Below are 15,491 nucleotides of genomic sequence, written 5' to 3'. Positions count from 1 at the left end.
AAAAGATTAGTGAAGGAATATAACTCAAAATAAACTCAAGATGAGTTGTGTCTAAAGGAGTATTGTTATGAATGAGAATAATCCCATTCAGTATATGCTTTCTGACCTACAACGAGGGTATAAAAAACTCGATTCTGATATTGGTCAGCTTAAAAATTTTCAACAACAAATTGAACTGCTCAAAGCGCGGGCTAATTATGATGTAAATGCAAAGGAGACTTTATTACGTTTGGATGCTGCCTTTCCCTGCGGACTCGCGCAAGAAAAGGCGAAGATAGCCGCTAGCCTTTCGAAAATAACAATACAAATTAAGCAATTAGAGACTCAGCTTAAAAATATTAACACTAGAGAAAATCGGTAGTTAAAAACCCAGGCGTCTACTCTTTATTCCTTGAATTTTGGAGCATATTTATGCTAAACACTATCGTTCAAAAAAACGCCCCATTACTTACTGAAACTAATGCAACTATGTCTTCGCGTAATGGTGCAGTAGAAAACAGGGTTTCTAATAATGAAAATGAGGATTTTGATATATTTCGTATGGGCCTGGCGGCCTTCTATAATCTTCTTAATGTGTTAAAAAAACTTGCAGATAGTGACTTTAAAGGCGTACAAGGACGTTCAGATTATGCCCTAGATGTACAAGACGATGCCAATCAGGTCGATGAAGTAATCGCCGAAGCGGCAAAAGGAGATGAGAAGACCAAAGAATCATTACCTGACTCTGTGATTCAATTTATGCGCAAGAATGACATTAAAGTCGATGGCATGAATATTGATGATTACTTAAAAAAGAATGGTCCCATGCTGGATAAGGGGAAATTAAAGGCAGTGAAAGGTGCACTGGATAATGAGAAGAATGGTGCAACCGATACTATAACTCAGGATCAATTACAGTTACAGAAAGTGATGCAGAGCTATAATGTTTGTGCCAATAACATCAATACATTGCAAACAGGATTAAAAGATTTACTAACAACAATTGCCCGTAGCTTCTGCTAATAAACTCATAGCTGATGGACGGTATGAAATGAATATTCAACCGAGCGATATTGTACTTAATTTTATGCAGCGTGGTGGTTCGTTACATATGTTGGCTAAGATGGATCAACAAGATCTCGCGGTGCTTTATGAATATACCGTACAACTTTGTCAAGGTAAGAAATATGACAGCGCCAAGAAATTATTAAATTTACTCGTGAGATTCGATCATTGGAATTTTTCTTACTGGATGACATTAGGATTATGTTATCAACAAACGGCTGATTTCCATCAGGCAATCTATTGTTTTAGCCGAGCAGGTCAGATTGAGATAGATAACCCACGACCATCCTGTTTAGCAGGGGAGTGTTATTTAGCCTGCGGTAATATTATCTATGCCGAAAAAGCTTTTCGTGCTGCATTAAATTGGTGCTATTCAAACCCAGCGTTGGCAGAAATAAGACAACAAGCTGAACGAGGCTTAGCGACTTTATTACTGGAGGTACGACATGAGTAGTGTCATCGATTTTAAAAATGATATGCCCCCTGATTGGACAACAGCATTGGTTGGAAAAACGACGCCATTGCCACCGACCACTCTGCCAGACTGGCGAGCAACTGCCGGCTATTCGCCATCGGCGGATATCAATTTTATGTCACCGAAAGTGACGCAACAAAAAGCCCAAGACGCATTAGACAGACTGCTGCTTGCTTTACCGCAACACAATGGTGAAAAAGGGAAGAGTGATCGATTGTACCTAGATCGTCTAGAAAGTATTGATATAAAACTTATTGTGGCGATGGCGGGTAATTTGAATCTGAGCATTTTTTCTGACTTGTGCAAATCAATCAGCAAACAAATAGAAAGTGCATCGGAGGTACAAACATTTCTACGTGATAAGCGTGTTGCGGAATATCAACAACAGATCGACAAAGCAGTTGAGCAGGCAGACAAAGCTAAAAAAGCCGGTATATTCAGCGCGGTCTGTGATTGGATCATTGGTGCGGTTGAGGTGGTTTACGGTGCAATGAAGCTGGCCCAGGGGATATTAACGGGTGATCCGCTAGCGCTAGCCTCTGGTGCCGCCTATGTGGCTGCGGGTACCGCAGGTCTGGTCAAAGCTGCCGCTGAAACAGCGATGTTATTGGGCGCATCAAAAGAAAAATGCCAAGACGTCATTGATGTTGCTGGAAAGGTACAACTTGGCTGTGAATGTTTGGCGATGGTTGTTGATGTCTTCCAAGCTTGCCGTGCTATCAATGCAGCTCGTGTCGTGACCAAAAGTGCAGGTAATGTGTTGAAATCCGGCGGAAGCGAGGTGTTACTCAATGCAGTTAAGGGGGGAAGTGAAGCGGAAATAGGGCAGTTGACCCAGCAATTCGCCAAGGAGGTTAGTCAGAAGGTTTGCAGTGAGATGGCCTTCGCAAATGGTGGAATTGAGATGGTTGAGGCCAGTGAGATGGCTGCTGCGGCAGCAAAGCAGGCCGCCAGTGCTGAAGTCACGCTCGTACGTAATATCACAAAATCTTTTACGTCTGCCGGCATTGAAAAATTGGTGGGAGAATCGACCAAAGCATTGGTGATGGACGTACTAAAAAAAGGCGTTACGCTGACGGCTGCTGAGTTTGAGCAACAATGTGTCAATGCCATCATGAAACGAATGATTAAACAGGTCATAAAAGATATTTGTGCTTCACCATTACATATCATTCAACGATGTACGCAAGGCATCAATCAAATCAATATTGGGCAATTAGCGATACAAAAAGCGGGTTTACAAAAAGAGATTGAAACATTACTACTCAGTCAATCTTTTATCCAATTTATGGATGATTGGGTCGAAAAAAATAAGCAACAGCAAATCACGCAATTGAAAGATATTTCTAATAATGCGCAAGATACACTCTCTCAATTAAACGATAACATCCAACAGAATGGTATGTTGCAAACAAAAATCGCGAATTCATTAAGTTAGCCGAGGTGGTTATGAATATTCCTGTCAGCCATGAAGTGAACTCAACTCAGTCAGCAACGTCGGTAAATGACATAAAAGATCTGCACGAAAGTAATATCAATGATGTGATCTCTTCATTATCTGATGTTATTTTTAAAATGGTTGAATTATTTAAAAAAATGCGTGATTTATTGAGTTGTTATAATCAGAAGCAAGAGGTATTGGGCTGGGATCTGCAAGTCAGCTCAATGAATAAGAAACGCGAAGCGATTTCTGATGCTTGTAGTGCATCTACGATCGGTGGGGTTGCGAGTATATGTTCAGGCATCGGTAGTTTTGCTGGTGGCGCCGCTAGCATTTCTCATGGAGAGCTTGCGGGTCATATTGGTTCGGGGCTTGGGTCAATCAGTGCTGGGGGACTTAAAATTGGGGAAGGTTCTTTGACGCGTGACGCGGACTCAGAACGCCTGATTGGTGATATGCAAAATAGTAGTTCACAATCTTATGCCAATAGTATCAGCGATTTACAAAGTAAATCGAGTGATAGCCGGCAAAGCATAAAAGAATTGAGTAAAGAATTAACTAATTTAATTAACCAAATCAACATGACAGTGAAGTTATAATTTATGGACGTAATAGCACCCGCGCTACAAAATGAAGGGTGTGAAGTCAAAACGGCCTATTTTGAAAAGAGCAGCTTTGAAGTAGGCCATAAATTCTCTCTTTATGGTTTTCAGGTAACTTATCGAATAGAAGGCAACGAGCTGATCATTTGCTATCTGGAACGGAACCGTATAGATGACTCACGCCATGACTTTTTAAAATTATTTAATTTCCTATATCAAATCGGTAAAAGAAGTGCTGAATTGTCCATTATCAGAATGTTGGTGATTGATAATATTGCGAACTCATCACTGCAATTAAGTCTGAATCGGTTAATTAAGATTTTAATTGCCAAAGGTGCATACGTAAAAAACATAGAAGATAACGATTGGTTACTATTTAATGTCAATAGCAAGTAATAGACAAATGGAGATGAAATGAGTGATATCACCATTGGCGACTTGCATACGATTTGTGCCCAAATAAATCATGCACTAAAAGAACAAGGTATTACTCACCAAGAAATGATGCAAACGCTGCAAGTCGTTGGCCCTGAAGAAACACAAACAAGGTATACGCGTGGGTATCAAGCTTGGCTTGCGAATGATTATAACGCTGCGTTGGATGATTTCTCATGGCTGACATTACATCATCCCCGTGAGCCACAATTTCATTTGGCATTAGCAGGTGCCCTACAAATGCAGCAAGAGTACGCATTGGCACTGAGTGCCTATGCTTGTGTGCTCATGTTAGAGGTTAATGATCCTGCCCCAGTTTATCAAATGGCGGTTTGTTTGCAGGCGTTGGGAAAGGGGGCCGATGCAAGGGAAGCGTTACAAACAGTGATAGAAATGAGCTATCAAAATCCTGAATATCTCTCGATAGCTGAAAAAGCTTCATTATTATTGAATGAAATCTAAAGTTGGAACTATCGGCAGCGATAGCGAATACTTAAGGAGTCATATATGACCAACGTTAGCAGCGTTAATACCTACGGCAATATTCTCATCTCTCAAAATACAGAAAATGTTATTGATGGAAATAATAATGAAAAGCCCACGCTAGTTCATCCACAGTCATTAAGCCTCTTAGAAAAAACACAAACAGAACTTAATGATCTTCTTGATATTCAAGAAAAGGAATCCGCTGAATTAACTTGCGCGAAAGTGAGTTTTGCTAAAAAGCAATTTTTCATTAATATTCTCGAGGTGGCTTTTTCATTGGCTTCATTCTCTATTAGTGTTGCTGTGACCGTTTGCAGTGGTGGTGCCACAACTCCGATAGCGGTGGTGACAGGTCTTAATCTTATGTTATCCATATCAAATTTAGCCTGTGCCTATCATAATTGGGATTGCGCTAGCAAAGGAAAGCCCGAACTGACAATGGGCAGTGATGCATTGCAACAAACCGTGTTTGCATTAGCCAAATATTGCCAGGCAGATCCCAGTCGTGCTCAAAAAATTGCTCGTTTTGTCTCTTATTTTGTTCGTGCTGCAATGAGTGTTTCGTTAATTGTCCTTGGCTTCACGATACATCCAACCATTCATAGTGAACTCTGTACTCTCGCGAAAAATAACATCCCAACATTAATAGCTTTACCGAGTATTATTATCGGTGGCTTTTTAACAACGTGCTTAAATAATAATGTTGATGAAATAGAAAACAGTAAAGCGAAGCTATTCCAGAATCAATTGAGTATCGCAACCAAATCGTTTCAGGTTTAAACCGGATATCAGTTCATATCAATATTTGTCAATCTTGCATCAGGTTAGCAACATCCTAAGGAATATAATGAAAACAATACAATTCATTTTATTTGGGCAAGAGGGAATATTACGCCACAAAGGGGAGTGCCAGACTATTCCCGCGGGGAAAATGGTTGTTGTTGATGAAGAGGCCACAGTATCTTCTTTTTCGCAAAGTTCGATTACCTCCATATTATGCCACTCCATTGATCTTTTACCTATCTATCAGGATCTTGCGAGTAAAATGGTACAGTCGAATAAATTTCGATTACCTTGCAAGATGTCAGAACGCTATAAAATATTACCCATCAGTCACGATATTATTCATTCGACTGAGCAACTAGTAAATATTGAGCGAACAGCTTCATTAAGATTTCTTTTCCTCTATTGTTTGGGGTTGGATTCTCTTTATTTCTCCCGGCTTTTAGAGTCAATTGTTGGGACGAATAATGAACTACTCGAGTTCTTTGACAAGAATCGCCTCAATCCCTGGACAGTTTCACGTTATGCCGATGAACTCGGTATATCGACCCGTAAATTAAATTTTCTCTTCTATGAGAAATTTGGGATGTCGGCCAAACAATGGCTACTGGATCAACGATTGAAAAAAGGTTGTGAGCTGCTGCTCTCCACTCGTCTACGCGTGGCAGATATTGCCATGGAGTGTGGGTTTAGTAATCACGCTCATTTCTCTGATAGTTTTCGTCGCCGTTTTCAACAGTGTCCATCTCATATGCGGTCACTGATGGAATAAGGAGGGTCAGATGGATATAACCAAGCTAATGGATGAAATGACGCAAAATATCAATAAGATTGGCCAAGATTTCAAGAGCCAAATGGCGTCAGGTAACTCTTCTGATCCAGAGCAAATGTTAAAGATGCAATTTGCCATGCAACAGTATTCGTCATACATCAATTTCAGCAGTGCGTTGATGAAGAGTATTAAAGATATGACCAGCGGAATCATTGCCAAAATATGATTTTACTTTCAGCGCCTTGTCGTCAATTAGTGGTAGAAACTGCCTTGGCTGGCGTGAATCACAGTCTGTTGGATGACGCTCGTATCATCCTAAATGCGCTGCCTCAATTGATACCAGATCCTTCAGTACGTCTGGTGTGTGAAGCGATGCTGCTGTTTGGGCTAAATCAGCAGGAAGAGGCGCTGATGTTACTGGCTTCGTCTTCCTCAAAAGATGCCCAGACCCTGTTGGCACATATGCAACAGGGCATGGCCGGCGCTGAAGCCAAAAACTTAGTGGCATAACAGATGGATTAACCGGAGATTGTCAGATGGATACTAATGTCATTCAGGCCGCTTCAGCACTGAGCACCTCGTTATTACAACCCACTAAGCAGCAGGCGAATGAGCAGCAACCCGCTAAACAACTTATCGATCCTCAGCAAGTCGCAAGGTTTGAGCAGTTAATGCAGCCAACTGAACCGGCCGCCGCCATAATGGCACCCGATCAAATGCTGATGGCACAGGTGCAATGGATGCACGCCACGCTCGCCATTGATGTTACGGCTAAGGTCGCAGGTGTTGTTGGGCAAAACATCAATAAACTGGTCAATATGCAATGAAATCGTTATGGCGTATGGTCACCGCACTGGTTGTTGTTGTATCCCTTACTGGCTGCGACGTTGCGCTGTATAGCGGGCTTTCTGAAGGGGAAGCCAACCAGATGCTGGCCTTGCTGATGTTGCATCAAATCAAAGCGGAGAAGCAGTCTGAAAAAGGAGGAATGGTCAGCTTAAGTGTGGATAAAAGCCAATTTATTAACGCCGTTGAGTTACTGCGACAAAATGGTTTTCCACGTCAGCAATTTGCGACGGTAGATGAGATGTTTCCGTCCAATCAATTGGTGACCTCGCCCAGCCAAGAACAAGCCAAAATGGTCTATTTAAAAGAGCAGCAGTTAGAGAGCATGTTGAGTCATATGGATGGGGTGATACATGCAGATGTCACTATCGCCATGCCTGCCCCTATTGATGGGAAAAGTAGCGTTCCTCATGCTGCGTCAGTCTTTATTAAGTATTCACCGGAAGTGAATTTACAAATATATCAACCGCAGATCAAAAACCTTATCCGTGATGCAGTGCCCGGTATCGATTACGCACAAATTAGCGTGGTGATGCAACCCGCTAATTATCGTTTTAGTGCCGTACCACCGCCGCAAAATAGTTTGAATGTGGGGCTGCAATGGTTGCTGCGTCACGGAGGGACGGTGCAGATTATATTAGGGCTGCTATTGACGTTATTGGTTGGGTTATCAACGGTGGGTTTGGTTCGCTATCTGCGCAGATAAGTGGCTAACGGGAGGACGAAATAATGGCAATGCCGTTAACCAGTGGCATCTGGGTGTTACATCAATTAGCCTGGTTGCCCGCTAAGTTTGCTCACCCATTATGGCTAGCAGCGATAGGCATCAAAGCCGAAAACTACCATTATGGGCGTAGCCAAGTGTTGGACAACGCGTTGAATCGCGTGCTCATCCAACAACGAAAATTCCCGCAGCACCCCTTACCTGCCGTTCTGAATTCGCAGCAACAAGTGCAAATAGCAGGCCATCAACGCTTGTTAAGCCACTGTCTGGCGCTAGGGCTGATCCACCTACAATGTGATGATTATTTGCGTTTGCGCAGCTATCGGCAGGCACTTTCACCCCATTTGAAAGAGGGCGATATTCAACAACTGATAGGGTTGGGATTTCGTGGTCCGCTTAGCGCCAGTTTAACGGCTCAGCAGTTGCCCTCGGTGGCCTTGAGTCTTGGTCATAGCCTTGCACATCAACGTTGTTATGACGATGTGGTTTGGCAGGCAATCTCTATCCGTTTGCCCCCTCAGCCACGAGCACTCTCCTTACCCGCGGCATTATCGCTTTCGGTGGATCATTGGTTAACACGACTAGTCCGTTTTTTATGAATCCTTTTTATATTACGGTCACGCCGTTCGATGAGCCATTACCCGTGGGGACGATTATCCCAGCCGGATTGTTGCGAGAAATGTCGCAGAGTCGCGATTTATTATCAGACGCGCGTGCACAGGCTGCCGAGATTTTACAAGCAGCAAACGCTGAAAAAATACAGCTATTAGCCTTGGCTGAACAGCAGGCTGAGAGATTAATTGAGCAGACCAAAAACCAGATGGAGTCAGACATATTAGCTCATCATATCAACTGGTTAATTTCGGAAGAGCAATTGACGTCCTCACTTGTCAATCAGGCACAACAGCGAATTTTGGCGGCGATCACCACCGTGATCACGGAATGGGCCGGTCAACAAGCGGCAGATAAAATTTTAATTCATCATTTGGCGTCACAGGTAACACGTTTAGCCGAGCACAATAACTTGGTTTTACGTGTTAACCCGCAGCATCTTCCTGCCGTTATCGTCGCGCTGGGCGCTCGAATACGCTGTATCAGTGATGAAAATTTGGCCGAAGATGAGGCGCAATTAAGCTCACCTCAGTTGCAACTGAGTTTCTCGCTTCACCGCCATTTATCGCAACTGCTCCTTTGGCTACAGGCATCGTCATTACCCGCTAAGGAATCGATGCATGATCAAGACAAATAACATCTCAGATACTGTCGCCATCCACGGCACCCTGCCGAACAGTGAAAAGCTGCAAGGTGAGGTCTCACCGGCTCATTCAGTGATGGCATTAGCCAGTCTAGAATTACTCGACCTTCAGCAGGCCGTCTTGGGTGAAAATTTGGAAATGACCATGGAGGGGATCGGGCTGAGTTTAGGCGCGAGGCTAAAGGATCAAAAAGCAGCACAAACGGAGGAGCGCAACCAACGCCGCCTGCAATTACTGGTGAAGATGGTCGCACAGCTTTCTGACAGTGCGGGGACTTTATTGCAGCAAAATATTCCGTTGGATATCGATATCGCTTTATTGACCAGTAAACTCCATCAAGGCGATCTCTCGGTGGGTCAGCAAGTGTTACTTTTAGCGACCTTGGTGGCTAACGGTAAAGAAAATCCATTACGTCGCCGTCGTTTAATGCAGTTACTTGGGTCGGTACTCGAGAATGAGGGCTGGGAAATTGAGCTATTTGGTTTACTTGAGTTGGGCACCACAGGTAGCCGTTCATTGGGTGCGATAAAGCAGCTATTTCAACAAAGCATCTATCAAAGTGAATTATCGATAACGGAGTGGTTTGAACGGATCAGTCGCTGGCCGCAACGCCAACAACGCGTTCGGGTGCTAATGCGCGCGATGGCATTTGATTTGTCCTGCCAGCCCCCACCCAAATATGGTGAGCGTTTGGCGGCCACCCTGAATCAACTGCGTCGCTTGCTGATGTTTCTTTGCTTGGAAGACCATTGTCATGACATTGGACGGGCTTGTGGCATTGAAGGGGATGTCGTCCTACGTGAAGTACTGGCCGTGGTCGGGCAGCCTTGGTTATTTGAGAATTGGTTACAACCGCGACTTGAGATGATTTTGGGGTCAGACGCGAATGCTCAGCAGAAATTCATTCGTCGCTTCTACGAGCTATTCAAACTCATGCCTGTCGAGTGTTTCAACGATCAAGATCAGCAGGTCCAAATTTTGTCGATTTTGCTCGCGATGTGAGTTGACGATTAAGGCCAAAACCCGATAGCCCTAAATGCTGAGGCTTCGTAAGCTGCACTGGAGTCGACTTATCGATGAATTAAGTTAATTAGTCGCATCAATAGGACAAGGGTTATGGAGATGGATTTAGTTGTTACCCGTAACCTACAGTTGTTTACCCGCATGGCAGAATTACCCTGCTCGGTAATCACTTCCCGTATGCAGTGGCAGCTAGGGCCACGAGTGGTTTTTCTTGAATGGCGAACATCTAACTTGTTGTTGACTTGTGGCTTGCAGTATCGGAGCTATAACAACGATGACTTACTTCAGCTCCTGCAATGTTGGCGGCTCGAACGATTTAACGGTGTGCCACAGCGTATTTATTTACTAAAAACAGACATGATGGTCAGTTGCTCACTGCCAGCGATGTCCGATGCTGAGTTTTGGTATCAACTCTATCGTCAGCAATGCGCCTTACTTCGTCAACTGCCGGGAGAGTATCCATGAGGGAATCTGCACTCAAGCGTCGTTTGATGATGATCACCGAGCGGCAGGATGTTTTTCTAGCGATCATGTTGTTGGTGGCGATCTTTATGATGATCTTGCCACTGCCCACCGTCATGGTCGATGTGCTGATCGCGATTAACTTGGCCATGTCCGTCATCCTGCTGATGATCTCTATTTATCTGCGCGATCCACTCGATTTCTCTGTCTTCCCTTCGCTTTTGTTGATCACCACGCTGTATCGACTAGCGCTAACGATCAGTACCACACGTTTAGTGTTGCTACAGCATGATGCCGGTCAGATAGTCGAGGCATTCGGCCAATTTGTGGTCGGAGGGAATCTTGCCGTGGGATTAATCATTTTCACGATTATCACGGTGGTGCAGTTCATCGTGATCACCAAAGGTTCTGAACGTGTCGCGGAGGTGAGTGCACGCTTTTCCCTCGATGGGATGCCGGGTAAGCAAATGAGCATTGATGGCGATTTACGTGCGGGCGTGATCGATTCGACCGAGGCAGGGCGGCAGCGGGAACGGGTACAAAAAGAGAGCCGTTTGTTTGGTGCTATGGACGGGGCGATGAAGTTCGTTAAAGGCGATGCTATCGCGGGGATCATCGTCATCTTGGTGAATATCTTTGGCGGCATCATCATTGGTGTGGTGCAACATAATATGTCGGCGGAACAAGCGATGCTCACCTATGCGGTGCTCTCCGTGGGCGATGGTTTATGTGCCCAGATCCCATCATTACTGATCTCAATCACCGCTGGGATTATTGTGACTCGCGTGCCGGGTCGGGATAAGCAGAGTCTGGCGAAAGACTTAGTGTTGCAGATGGGACGCCAACCTGATGCCCTATGGCTGGCTGCTGCGATCTTGCTGGTTTTTGCCGTGCTACCGGGTTTTCCCTTCCTCATTTTTATTACGCTGGCGTTATTGGTTGCGGCTCCCGCATTTTTACTTTACCGAAGGAATCGCGCTTCGCCACAAAACGGGGGCGCTAAAAATGTGGATGAGAGCGGGGGTTCGCCTGCGGGCAACATGACTCCCGGCGCTGTGCCGTTGATGATGTACTGCGCCGACAATCTGCGTTACCCCCAATTAGAGCGGGATATCGATAGCTTACGTTGGCGTAGATTTGAACATCTTGGTGTGCCATTGCCAGAAGTGATGATCTGCCGAGATCCCACGTTGGCCGAAAATACGATATCGATCTGTGTTTATCAAGAAGCGGTACTGACAATCACGTTGCCTCCTGATGACTTACTTTTGGTACAACCGAGTCGCCAATTAGAAACACGCAGCCAAAAATTAAGTGCAAAAATGGGCACTTTTGAATGGCTTACCCCAGAACAGGGGAGCCAAGCCAGTACATTGGGCATCCCTTACGCGCAAGGGAATCAACGAATTCTTTACTGTCTGACGCGAGTGCTCGATAGGCACACATCAGAGTTTATCGGTGTACAAGAAACCCGCTATCTAATGGATGCCATGGAAGGGCGCTACGGCGAATTGGTGAAAGAATTACAGCGCCAAATGCCCGTGGGCAAAGTGGCTGAAATACTGCAACGGCTGGTGGAAGAAGAGGTTTCAATCCGTGATTTGCGCACTATTTTCGGCGCGTTGGTGGCATGGGCACCCAAAGAGAAAGATGCCGTGATGCTGACCGAATATGTCCGTATCGCTTTGCGACGACATGTCTGTGGCCGGTTTAGCAAAAATAAGGCCTGGTTACCGGTCTTACGATTGGGTGAAGGGGCAGAGAACCTGATCCGTGAATCCATTCGCCAGACATCGGCGGGCACCTATTCTGCGTTGGGGGACAAACATTCGCGGTTGATTCTCAGCAAGATAAGGGCCGCTTTCGCCGAAAACAACGATACGGTACTGCTGGCATCTATCGATGTACGGCGCTTTGTGCGCAAAATTGTTGAGCGAGATATCTTCATCCTTCCCGTCCTGTCATGGCAGGAACTGGGCGATGAGATGAATATCAGGGTCGTCGACACCATTGAGCTTATCGGCGAAGAACTTGATGAAGTTATGGACGGTGACATTCATGCAGTTGCCTGATTGTTCAACACTAAGCGATAAGCTAAATCGGCCATTGCGCTTCTCGTCTTCTGCGCCTGAGGCGGCGGAATATCGGGGGCCAATACTGGATGTCGGTCCAACACTGATCCGTGCTCATTTATCGGGCGTGGCGTTAGGTGAGCTTTGCCAAATCGAATCATCGAAGATGTTAGCGGAAGTCGTCGCTATCGAGCAGGAAACAGCACTCCTTTCTCCCTTTTCGGCCTCTGTCGGGTTGCGTAGTGGCCAGTGGGTCCGTCCACTGAGGCATACACACCGTGTCCGCGCGGGGGCTGATTTGCTGGGGCGAATTGTGGACGGTTTAGGGGTTCCTATTGACGGCGGCCCACCACTGAGTGGGCATTGGCGTGAACTCGATAGTCTCCCTCCTGATCCACTGACCCGTCAGCCAATACAGCGCATTCTGACAACCGGTATTCGGGCGTTAGACGGAATATTAAGCTGTGGTGAAGGCCAGCGGGTAGGCATCTTTGCTGCTGCGGGTGTTGGGAAAAGTACCTTATTGAGCATGCTATGTGAGGGCGGCAATGCAGATGTGATGGTGCTCGCCCTCATTGGCGAACGTGGTCGTGAAGTACAAGAATTTTTAGATCAAGTACTGACGCCCGAAGCGCGCGCTCGCACGGTGGTAGTGGTGGCAACCTCCGATCGTCCAGCGTTGGAGCGGTTAAAGGGCCTTTATACCGCGACCACAATAGCTGAATATTTCCGTGAATGTGGGCTGAAAGTTTTGCTGATGGCAGACTCGCTCACCCGCTATGCCCGCGCGGCACGCGAGATAGGTTTGGCGGCAGGGGAGTTACCCGCTGCGGGTAGTTTTCCCCCCAGCGTCTTCGCGGCGTTACCTCGGCTATTAGAGCGAGCGGGTAATAGCGATCGTGGCAGTATCACGGCGTTTTATACCGTGTTGGTCGAGGGCGATAACATGAATGAACCGGTAGCTGATGAAGTTCGTTCGCTATTGGATGGGCACATTGTACTGTCGCGAAAACTCGCCGGTGCAGGCCATTACCCCGCAATTGATATTGCCGCCAGCGTTAGCCGTATCATGCCGCAAATAGTGACTGGCGAACATTTGGCACTGGCGCAAAAACTGCGCCGTATGCAAGCCTGCTATCAAGAAATTGAGCTGCTGGTACGGGTGGGCGAATATCAAGCTGGACATGACCCGCAAGCTGATGAAGCGCTACAGCGTTATCCCGCTATCTGTGCCTTCTTGCAACAGGAGAACCCTATATCGTGCGATCACGACGCCATCAACCTCAACAGCACCTTAGCGCAACTCGCGCAGGCACTGAGCTAAGTCACCCACAGCGGTCTATCTTGGAACGTCTACTGACGCTGCGGCAACGAAAAGAGCGTCGCTTACGCCAACAACTGGTGAACTTACGACATGAATCTGAGCAGCAAGAGCAACGGTTAGCGGATTGTCGCCTTGAACGGCAACAGTTGTGTCAGCAGCTACACACCCTAGCGCAGTGGCGCGGTAAGTTGCTGCCTGAACAAGCAGATGAGCAGCGCGTGCTGCAACATACGCTTTATCAGGCTGAACGGCAGCGACAGAAACAAATCGGTGAAGAGGTCGCATTGGGGCGACAAAAACGGGCAGCGATTGAGTCACAACTTGTGCTCCTACGTTGTAATCAACGTGAGCAGGAAAAATTAAGGATAATGATAAGCGATGAGTCGTATCGATATTGAAGGGACGTTATCACTCCTCGGCGAGCATCATCATAGACGTGATCAATCTTATTTGGAGACTGCGCGGCAGCGGCAGCAATTTGCACGCTACCTTCCACCCCAATTACGTTCCCCACAAGAGATGGCCCATGCTATTGCCTCCTCGGAGGGCTGCCACTCGACACAGTGTGAATACAATATTGTCAGCGGGCCATTAAGCGGGACTAAAGTCAGTGTCAGTCTGACCCATCAAGGTTTGCATATCCTGCTGAGCCACACCAATCGCGACTTAATCGAACGTCTGCAACGGGTACAGACTCGTTGGCAGCGGCAATTGCATATATTGGGTTTCCCTTGCTTGCTGGAGGTCACTCATGCTGGAGAATCTGACGGCTGAATTACGCCAACTTAGCGAGGTCATCGGCAGTGGGCGGCATACCTCAGGGCTCGCGGCCACTTTAATGCAGGTTGAGGGCGAGGGCGTATATTTACCGCTTGTGTTTGATGGTCAATCTTGCGGTATTTGGTTGCCTCAGACCTGCTGGCAGCACTGGTTAACGAGGTATCTGGCGACGGATGATCCCCATTTTCTCGCGGAAGAATTGATCGTTGCGATGGCTGATTGGGCGGTGAGTCCCCTGTTAGCGATATTGCCTGATCTGGTCGCCCATAATACCAAGCCGCAACCGATGACACTCCTCAGCCAATGGGGAGTGACACTGGCCTTCGAGCTCGAGGAGCAATCATTTAAAGCGACATTGATTGGCTGGCCGCATAGGGCGTTGGCAGAGACGTTATCGGCTTGGCAAAGTGACAATGGGCAATGCGATCTCTTCCTAGAACAAGGCACTCTTTGGCAGGCCAGCTTAGCCGTGGGTTGGTGTCGCTTATCGATAGGCCAGTTACAACAAATCAGGCCAGGGGATGGGCTGCGGGTTGCCGCATCCGCCGCACTTGCGCAAGGAAACTGTTGGTTGTGGCAAATGGCATCGCCGCAAATTTATATCAAATTGGATGAGGGAAATAAAATGACCATTCAGCAAGTAAATGAAGATATTGATCGCTTGCTGGCGCTCGATACTGCCGTCACACCTCTCGCACCGCAACCCTTAGAACTCGATACATTACCGCAAACCTTGGTGATGGAAATCGGGCGCATATCCGTGCCGCTAGGGGATATCAAACAGATCGCTGTCGGGCAAATATTGGATTGCCAAGCCAGCTTCTACGGTGAAGTGAGTATTCGCTTAAATGGTCAGCTCGTAGGGAGTGGCAGTTTGTTGGCGTGTGGGGGGGAGTTAGTCGTTCGTGTCGCTCAATGGCACCTTACCCTTCATCCTTGACGCTGCAGCGTTGTTGGCCGCGTTCG

22 protein-coding genes are annotated in these 15,491 nt (G+C 46.6%); all 22 read left to right on the top strand.

Annotated features, from left to right (window positions below):
- Window positions 1-67: 67 nt before the first annotated feature.
- Entirely contained in the window at window positions 68-361 is a 294-nt protein-coding gene (locus BN68_RS12515; RefSeq protein ID WP_019211504.1) for a hypothetical protein, read from the top strand.
- A 50-nt stretch (window positions 362-411) separates the two neighbouring features.
- The gene (gene sseB, locus BN68_RS12510) at window positions 412-1,002 is read left to right on the top strand and encodes a type III secretion system translocon protein SseB (protein ID WP_019211503.1); all 591 of its coding nucleotides are present in this window, start codon (window positions 412-414) and stop codon (window positions 1,000-1,002) included.
- 28 nt (window positions 1,003-1,030) lie between these two features.
- Window positions 1,031-1,498 carry a SycD/LcrH family type III secretion system chaperone gene (locus BN68_RS12505; protein WP_019211502.1) on the top strand — a complete coding sequence of 156 codons (468 nt, stop codon included), beginning with the start codon at window positions 1,031-1,033 and terminating at the stop codon, window positions 1,496-1,498.
- Window positions 1,491-2,957, top strand: coding sequence for a type III secretion system translocon subunit SctE (sctE, locus tag BN68_RS12500; RefSeq protein WP_019211501.1), 1,467 nt, complete (start codon window positions 1,491-1,493; stop codon window positions 2,955-2,957). The genes BN68_RS12505 and sctE overlap by 8 nt, the downstream gene beginning before the upstream one ends.
- An 11-nt stretch (window positions 2,958-2,968) precedes the next feature.
- The gene (gene sseD, locus BN68_RS12495; protein ID WP_019211500.1) at window positions 2,969-3,559 is read left to right on the top strand and encodes a type III secretion system translocon protein SseD; all 591 of its coding nucleotides are present in this window, start codon (window positions 2,969-2,971) and stop codon (window positions 3,557-3,559) included.
- 3 nt (window positions 3,560-3,562) lie between these two features.
- Window positions 3,563-3,958, top strand: coding sequence for a type III secretion system effector protein SseE (sseE, locus tag BN68_RS12490; RefSeq protein ID WP_019211499.1), 396 nt, complete (start codon window positions 3,563-3,565; stop codon window positions 3,956-3,958).
- 18 nt (window positions 3,959-3,976) lie between these two features.
- Window positions 3,977-4,459, top strand: a complete 483-nt coding sequence (locus BN68_RS12485; RefSeq protein WP_019211498.1) for a SycD/LcrH family type III secretion system chaperone — start codon at window positions 3,977-3,979, stop codon at window positions 4,457-4,459.
- Window positions 4,460-4,504: 45 nt separating this feature from the next.
- Entirely contained in the window at window positions 4,505-5,263 is a 759-nt protein-coding gene (locus BN68_RS12480; protein ID WP_019211497.1) for a hypothetical protein, read from the top strand.
- Between the two features lie 67 nt (window positions 5,264-5,330).
- Entirely contained in the window at window positions 5,331-6,038 is a 708-nt protein-coding gene (locus BN68_RS12475; RefSeq protein ID WP_019211496.1) for a helix-turn-helix transcriptional regulator, read from the top strand.
- Between the two features lie 10 nt (window positions 6,039-6,048).
- The gene (gene sctF / locus BN68_RS12470) at window positions 6,049-6,264 is read left to right on the top strand and encodes a type III secretion system needle filament subunit SctF (RefSeq protein WP_019211495.1); all 216 of its coding nucleotides are present in this window, start codon (window positions 6,049-6,051) and stop codon (window positions 6,262-6,264) included.
- Window positions 6,261-6,548 carry an EscG/YscG/SsaH family type III secretion system needle protein co-chaperone gene (locus BN68_RS12465; protein ID WP_019211494.1) on the top strand — a complete coding sequence of 96 codons (288 nt, stop codon included), beginning with the start codon at window positions 6,261-6,263 and terminating at the stop codon, window positions 6,546-6,548. The genes sctF and BN68_RS12465 overlap by 4 nt, the downstream gene beginning before the upstream one ends.
- Window positions 6,549-6,574: 26 nt before the next feature.
- A complete protein-coding gene (gene sctI / locus BN68_RS12460) occupies window positions 6,575-6,865 on the top strand; it encodes a type III secretion system inner rod subunit SctI (RefSeq protein WP_019211493.1) in 291 nt (96 codons plus the stop codon).
- The gene (ssaJ, locus tag BN68_RS12455) at window positions 6,862-7,590 is read left to right on the top strand and encodes an EscJ/YscJ/HrcJ family type III secretion inner membrane ring protein SsaJ (protein WP_019211492.1); all 729 of its coding nucleotides are present in this window, start codon (window positions 6,862-6,864) and stop codon (window positions 7,588-7,590) included. Before sctI ends, ssaJ begins: the two co-directional genes overlap by 4 nt.
- A 23-nt stretch (window positions 7,591-7,613) precedes the next feature.
- Window positions 7,614-8,207: a type III secretion system domain-containing protein gene (locus BN68_RS12450; RefSeq protein ID WP_019211491.1), complete on the top strand. Its 594-nt coding sequence runs from the start codon at window positions 7,614-7,616 to the stop codon at window positions 8,205-8,207.
- On the top strand, window positions 8,204-8,857 hold the full coding sequence (gene sctL / locus BN68_RS12445) for a type III secretion system stator protein SctL (protein WP_019211490.1): 654 nt from the start codon (window positions 8,204-8,206) through the stop codon (window positions 8,855-8,857). The genes BN68_RS12450 and sctL overlap by 4 nt, the downstream gene beginning before the upstream one ends.
- Entirely contained in the window at window positions 8,841-9,866 is a 1,026-nt protein-coding gene (locus BN68_RS12440) for a TyeA family type III secretion system gatekeeper subunit (protein ID WP_019211489.1), read from the top strand. The genes sctL and BN68_RS12440 overlap by 17 nt, the downstream gene beginning before the upstream one ends.
- A gap of 114 nt (window positions 9,867-9,980) precedes the next feature.
- Complete coding sequence (locus tag BN68_RS12435) at window positions 9,981-10,352, top strand: type III secretion system protein (protein WP_019211488.1); 372 nt, start codon at window positions 9,981-9,983, stop codon at window positions 10,350-10,352.
- Window positions 10,349-12,421 (top strand): EscV/YscV/HrcV family type III secretion system export apparatus protein, encoded by a 2,073-nt coding sequence (locus tag BN68_RS12430; RefSeq protein ID WP_019211487.1) that lies wholly within the window; start codon window positions 10,349-10,351, stop codon window positions 12,419-12,421. The genes BN68_RS12435 and BN68_RS12430 overlap by 4 nt, the downstream gene beginning before the upstream one ends.
- Complete coding sequence (locus BN68_RS12425) at window positions 12,408-13,745, top strand: EscN/YscN/HrcN family type III secretion system ATPase (protein WP_019211486.1); 1,338 nt, start codon at window positions 12,408-12,410, stop codon at window positions 13,743-13,745. Before BN68_RS12430 ends, BN68_RS12425 begins: the two co-directional genes overlap by 14 nt.
- A gap of 20 nt (window positions 13,746-13,765) precedes the next feature.
- Window positions 13,766-14,143 carry a hypothetical protein gene (locus BN68_RS12420; RefSeq protein ID WP_019211485.1) on the top strand — a complete coding sequence of 126 codons (378 nt, stop codon included), beginning with the start codon at window positions 13,766-13,768 and terminating at the stop codon, window positions 14,141-14,143.
- Complete coding sequence (locus BN68_RS12415; RefSeq protein ID WP_019211484.1) at window positions 14,124-14,519, top strand: hypothetical protein; 396 nt, start codon at window positions 14,124-14,126, stop codon at window positions 14,517-14,519. The genes BN68_RS12420 and BN68_RS12415 overlap by 20 nt, the downstream gene beginning before the upstream one ends.
- Window positions 14,497-15,465 (top strand): YscQ/HrcQ family type III secretion apparatus protein, encoded by a 969-nt coding sequence (locus BN68_RS12410; protein ID WP_019211483.1) that lies wholly within the window; start codon window positions 14,497-14,499, stop codon window positions 15,463-15,465. The genes BN68_RS12415 and BN68_RS12410 overlap by 23 nt, the downstream gene beginning before the upstream one ends.
- Window positions 15,466-15,491: the final 26 nt, after the last annotated feature.

Source organism: Yersinia massiliensis CCUG 53443, assembly GCF_000312485.1.
Lineage (GTDB): Bacteria > Pseudomonadota > Gammaproteobacteria > Enterobacterales > Enterobacteriaceae > Yersinia > Yersinia massiliensis.
The sequence above is the reverse complement of the archived record's forward strand: the minus strand, read 5'-3'. Positions and strand labels throughout refer to the sequence as shown.

Bases quoted from the DNA above. Each gene is read 5' to 3' on its own strand.
- BN68_RS12425 (WP_019211486.1), top strand. From the start codon at position 12,408: ATGCAGTTGCCTGATTGTTCAACACTAAGCGATAAGCTAAATCGGCCA.
- BN68_RS12435 (WP_019211488.1), top strand. From the start codon at position 9,981: ATGGAGATGGATTTAGTTGTTACCCGTAACCTACAGTTGTTTACCCGC.
- sseB (WP_019211503.1), top strand. From the start codon at position 412: ATGCTAAACACTATCGTTCAAAAAAACGCCCCATTACTTACTGAAACT.
- ssaJ (WP_019211492.1), top strand. From the start codon at position 6,862: ATGAAATCGTTATGGCGTATGGTCACCGCACTGGTTGTTGTTGTATCC.
- sseE (WP_019211499.1), top strand. From the start codon at position 3,563: ATGGACGTAATAGCACCCGCGCTACAAAATGAAGGGTGTGAAGTCAAA.
- BN68_RS12430 (WP_019211487.1), top strand. From the start codon at position 10,349: ATGAGGGAATCTGCACTCAAGCGTCGTTTGATGATGATCACCGAGCGG.
- BN68_RS12450 (WP_019211491.1), top strand. From the start codon at position 7,614: ATGGCAATGCCGTTAACCAGTGGCATCTGGGTGTTACATCAATTAGCC.
- BN68_RS12410 (WP_019211483.1), top strand. From the start codon at position 14,497: ATGCTGGAGAATCTGACGGCTGAATTACGCCAACTTAGCGAGGTCATC.
- BN68_RS12415 (WP_019211484.1), top strand. From the start codon at position 14,124: ATGAGTCGTATCGATATTGAAGGGACGTTATCACTCCTCGGCGAGCAT.
- BN68_RS12515 (WP_019211504.1), top strand. From the start codon at position 68: ATGAATGAGAATAATCCCATTCAGTATATGCTTTCTGACCTACAACGA.
- BN68_RS12505 (WP_019211502.1), top strand. From the start codon at position 1,031: ATGAATATTCAACCGAGCGATATTGTACTTAATTTTATGCAGCGTGGT.
- sctF (WP_019211495.1), top strand. From the start codon at position 6,049: ATGGATATAACCAAGCTAATGGATGAAATGACGCAAAATATCAATAAG.
- sctL (WP_019211490.1), top strand. From the start codon at position 8,204: ATGAATCCTTTTTATATTACGGTCACGCCGTTCGATGAGCCATTACCC.
- sseD (WP_019211500.1), top strand. From the start codon at position 2,969: ATGAATATTCCTGTCAGCCATGAAGTGAACTCAACTCAGTCAGCAACG.
- sctE (WP_019211501.1), top strand. From the start codon at position 1,491: ATGAGTAGTGTCATCGATTTTAAAAATGATATGCCCCCTGATTGGACA.
- BN68_RS12440 (WP_019211489.1), top strand. From the start codon at position 8,841: ATGATCAAGACAAATAACATCTCAGATACTGTCGCCATCCACGGCACC.
- BN68_RS12485 (WP_019211498.1), top strand. From the start codon at position 3,977: ATGAGTGATATCACCATTGGCGACTTGCATACGATTTGTGCCCAAATA.
- BN68_RS12465 (WP_019211494.1), top strand. From the start codon at position 6,261: ATGATTTTACTTTCAGCGCCTTGTCGTCAATTAGTGGTAGAAACTGCC.
- BN68_RS12475 (WP_019211496.1), top strand. From the start codon at position 5,331: ATGAAAACAATACAATTCATTTTATTTGGGCAAGAGGGAATATTACGC.
- BN68_RS12480 (WP_019211497.1), top strand. From the start codon at position 4,505: ATGACCAACGTTAGCAGCGTTAATACCTACGGCAATATTCTCATCTCT.
- sctI (WP_019211493.1), top strand. From the start codon at position 6,575: ATGGATACTAATGTCATTCAGGCCGCTTCAGCACTGAGCACCTCGTTA.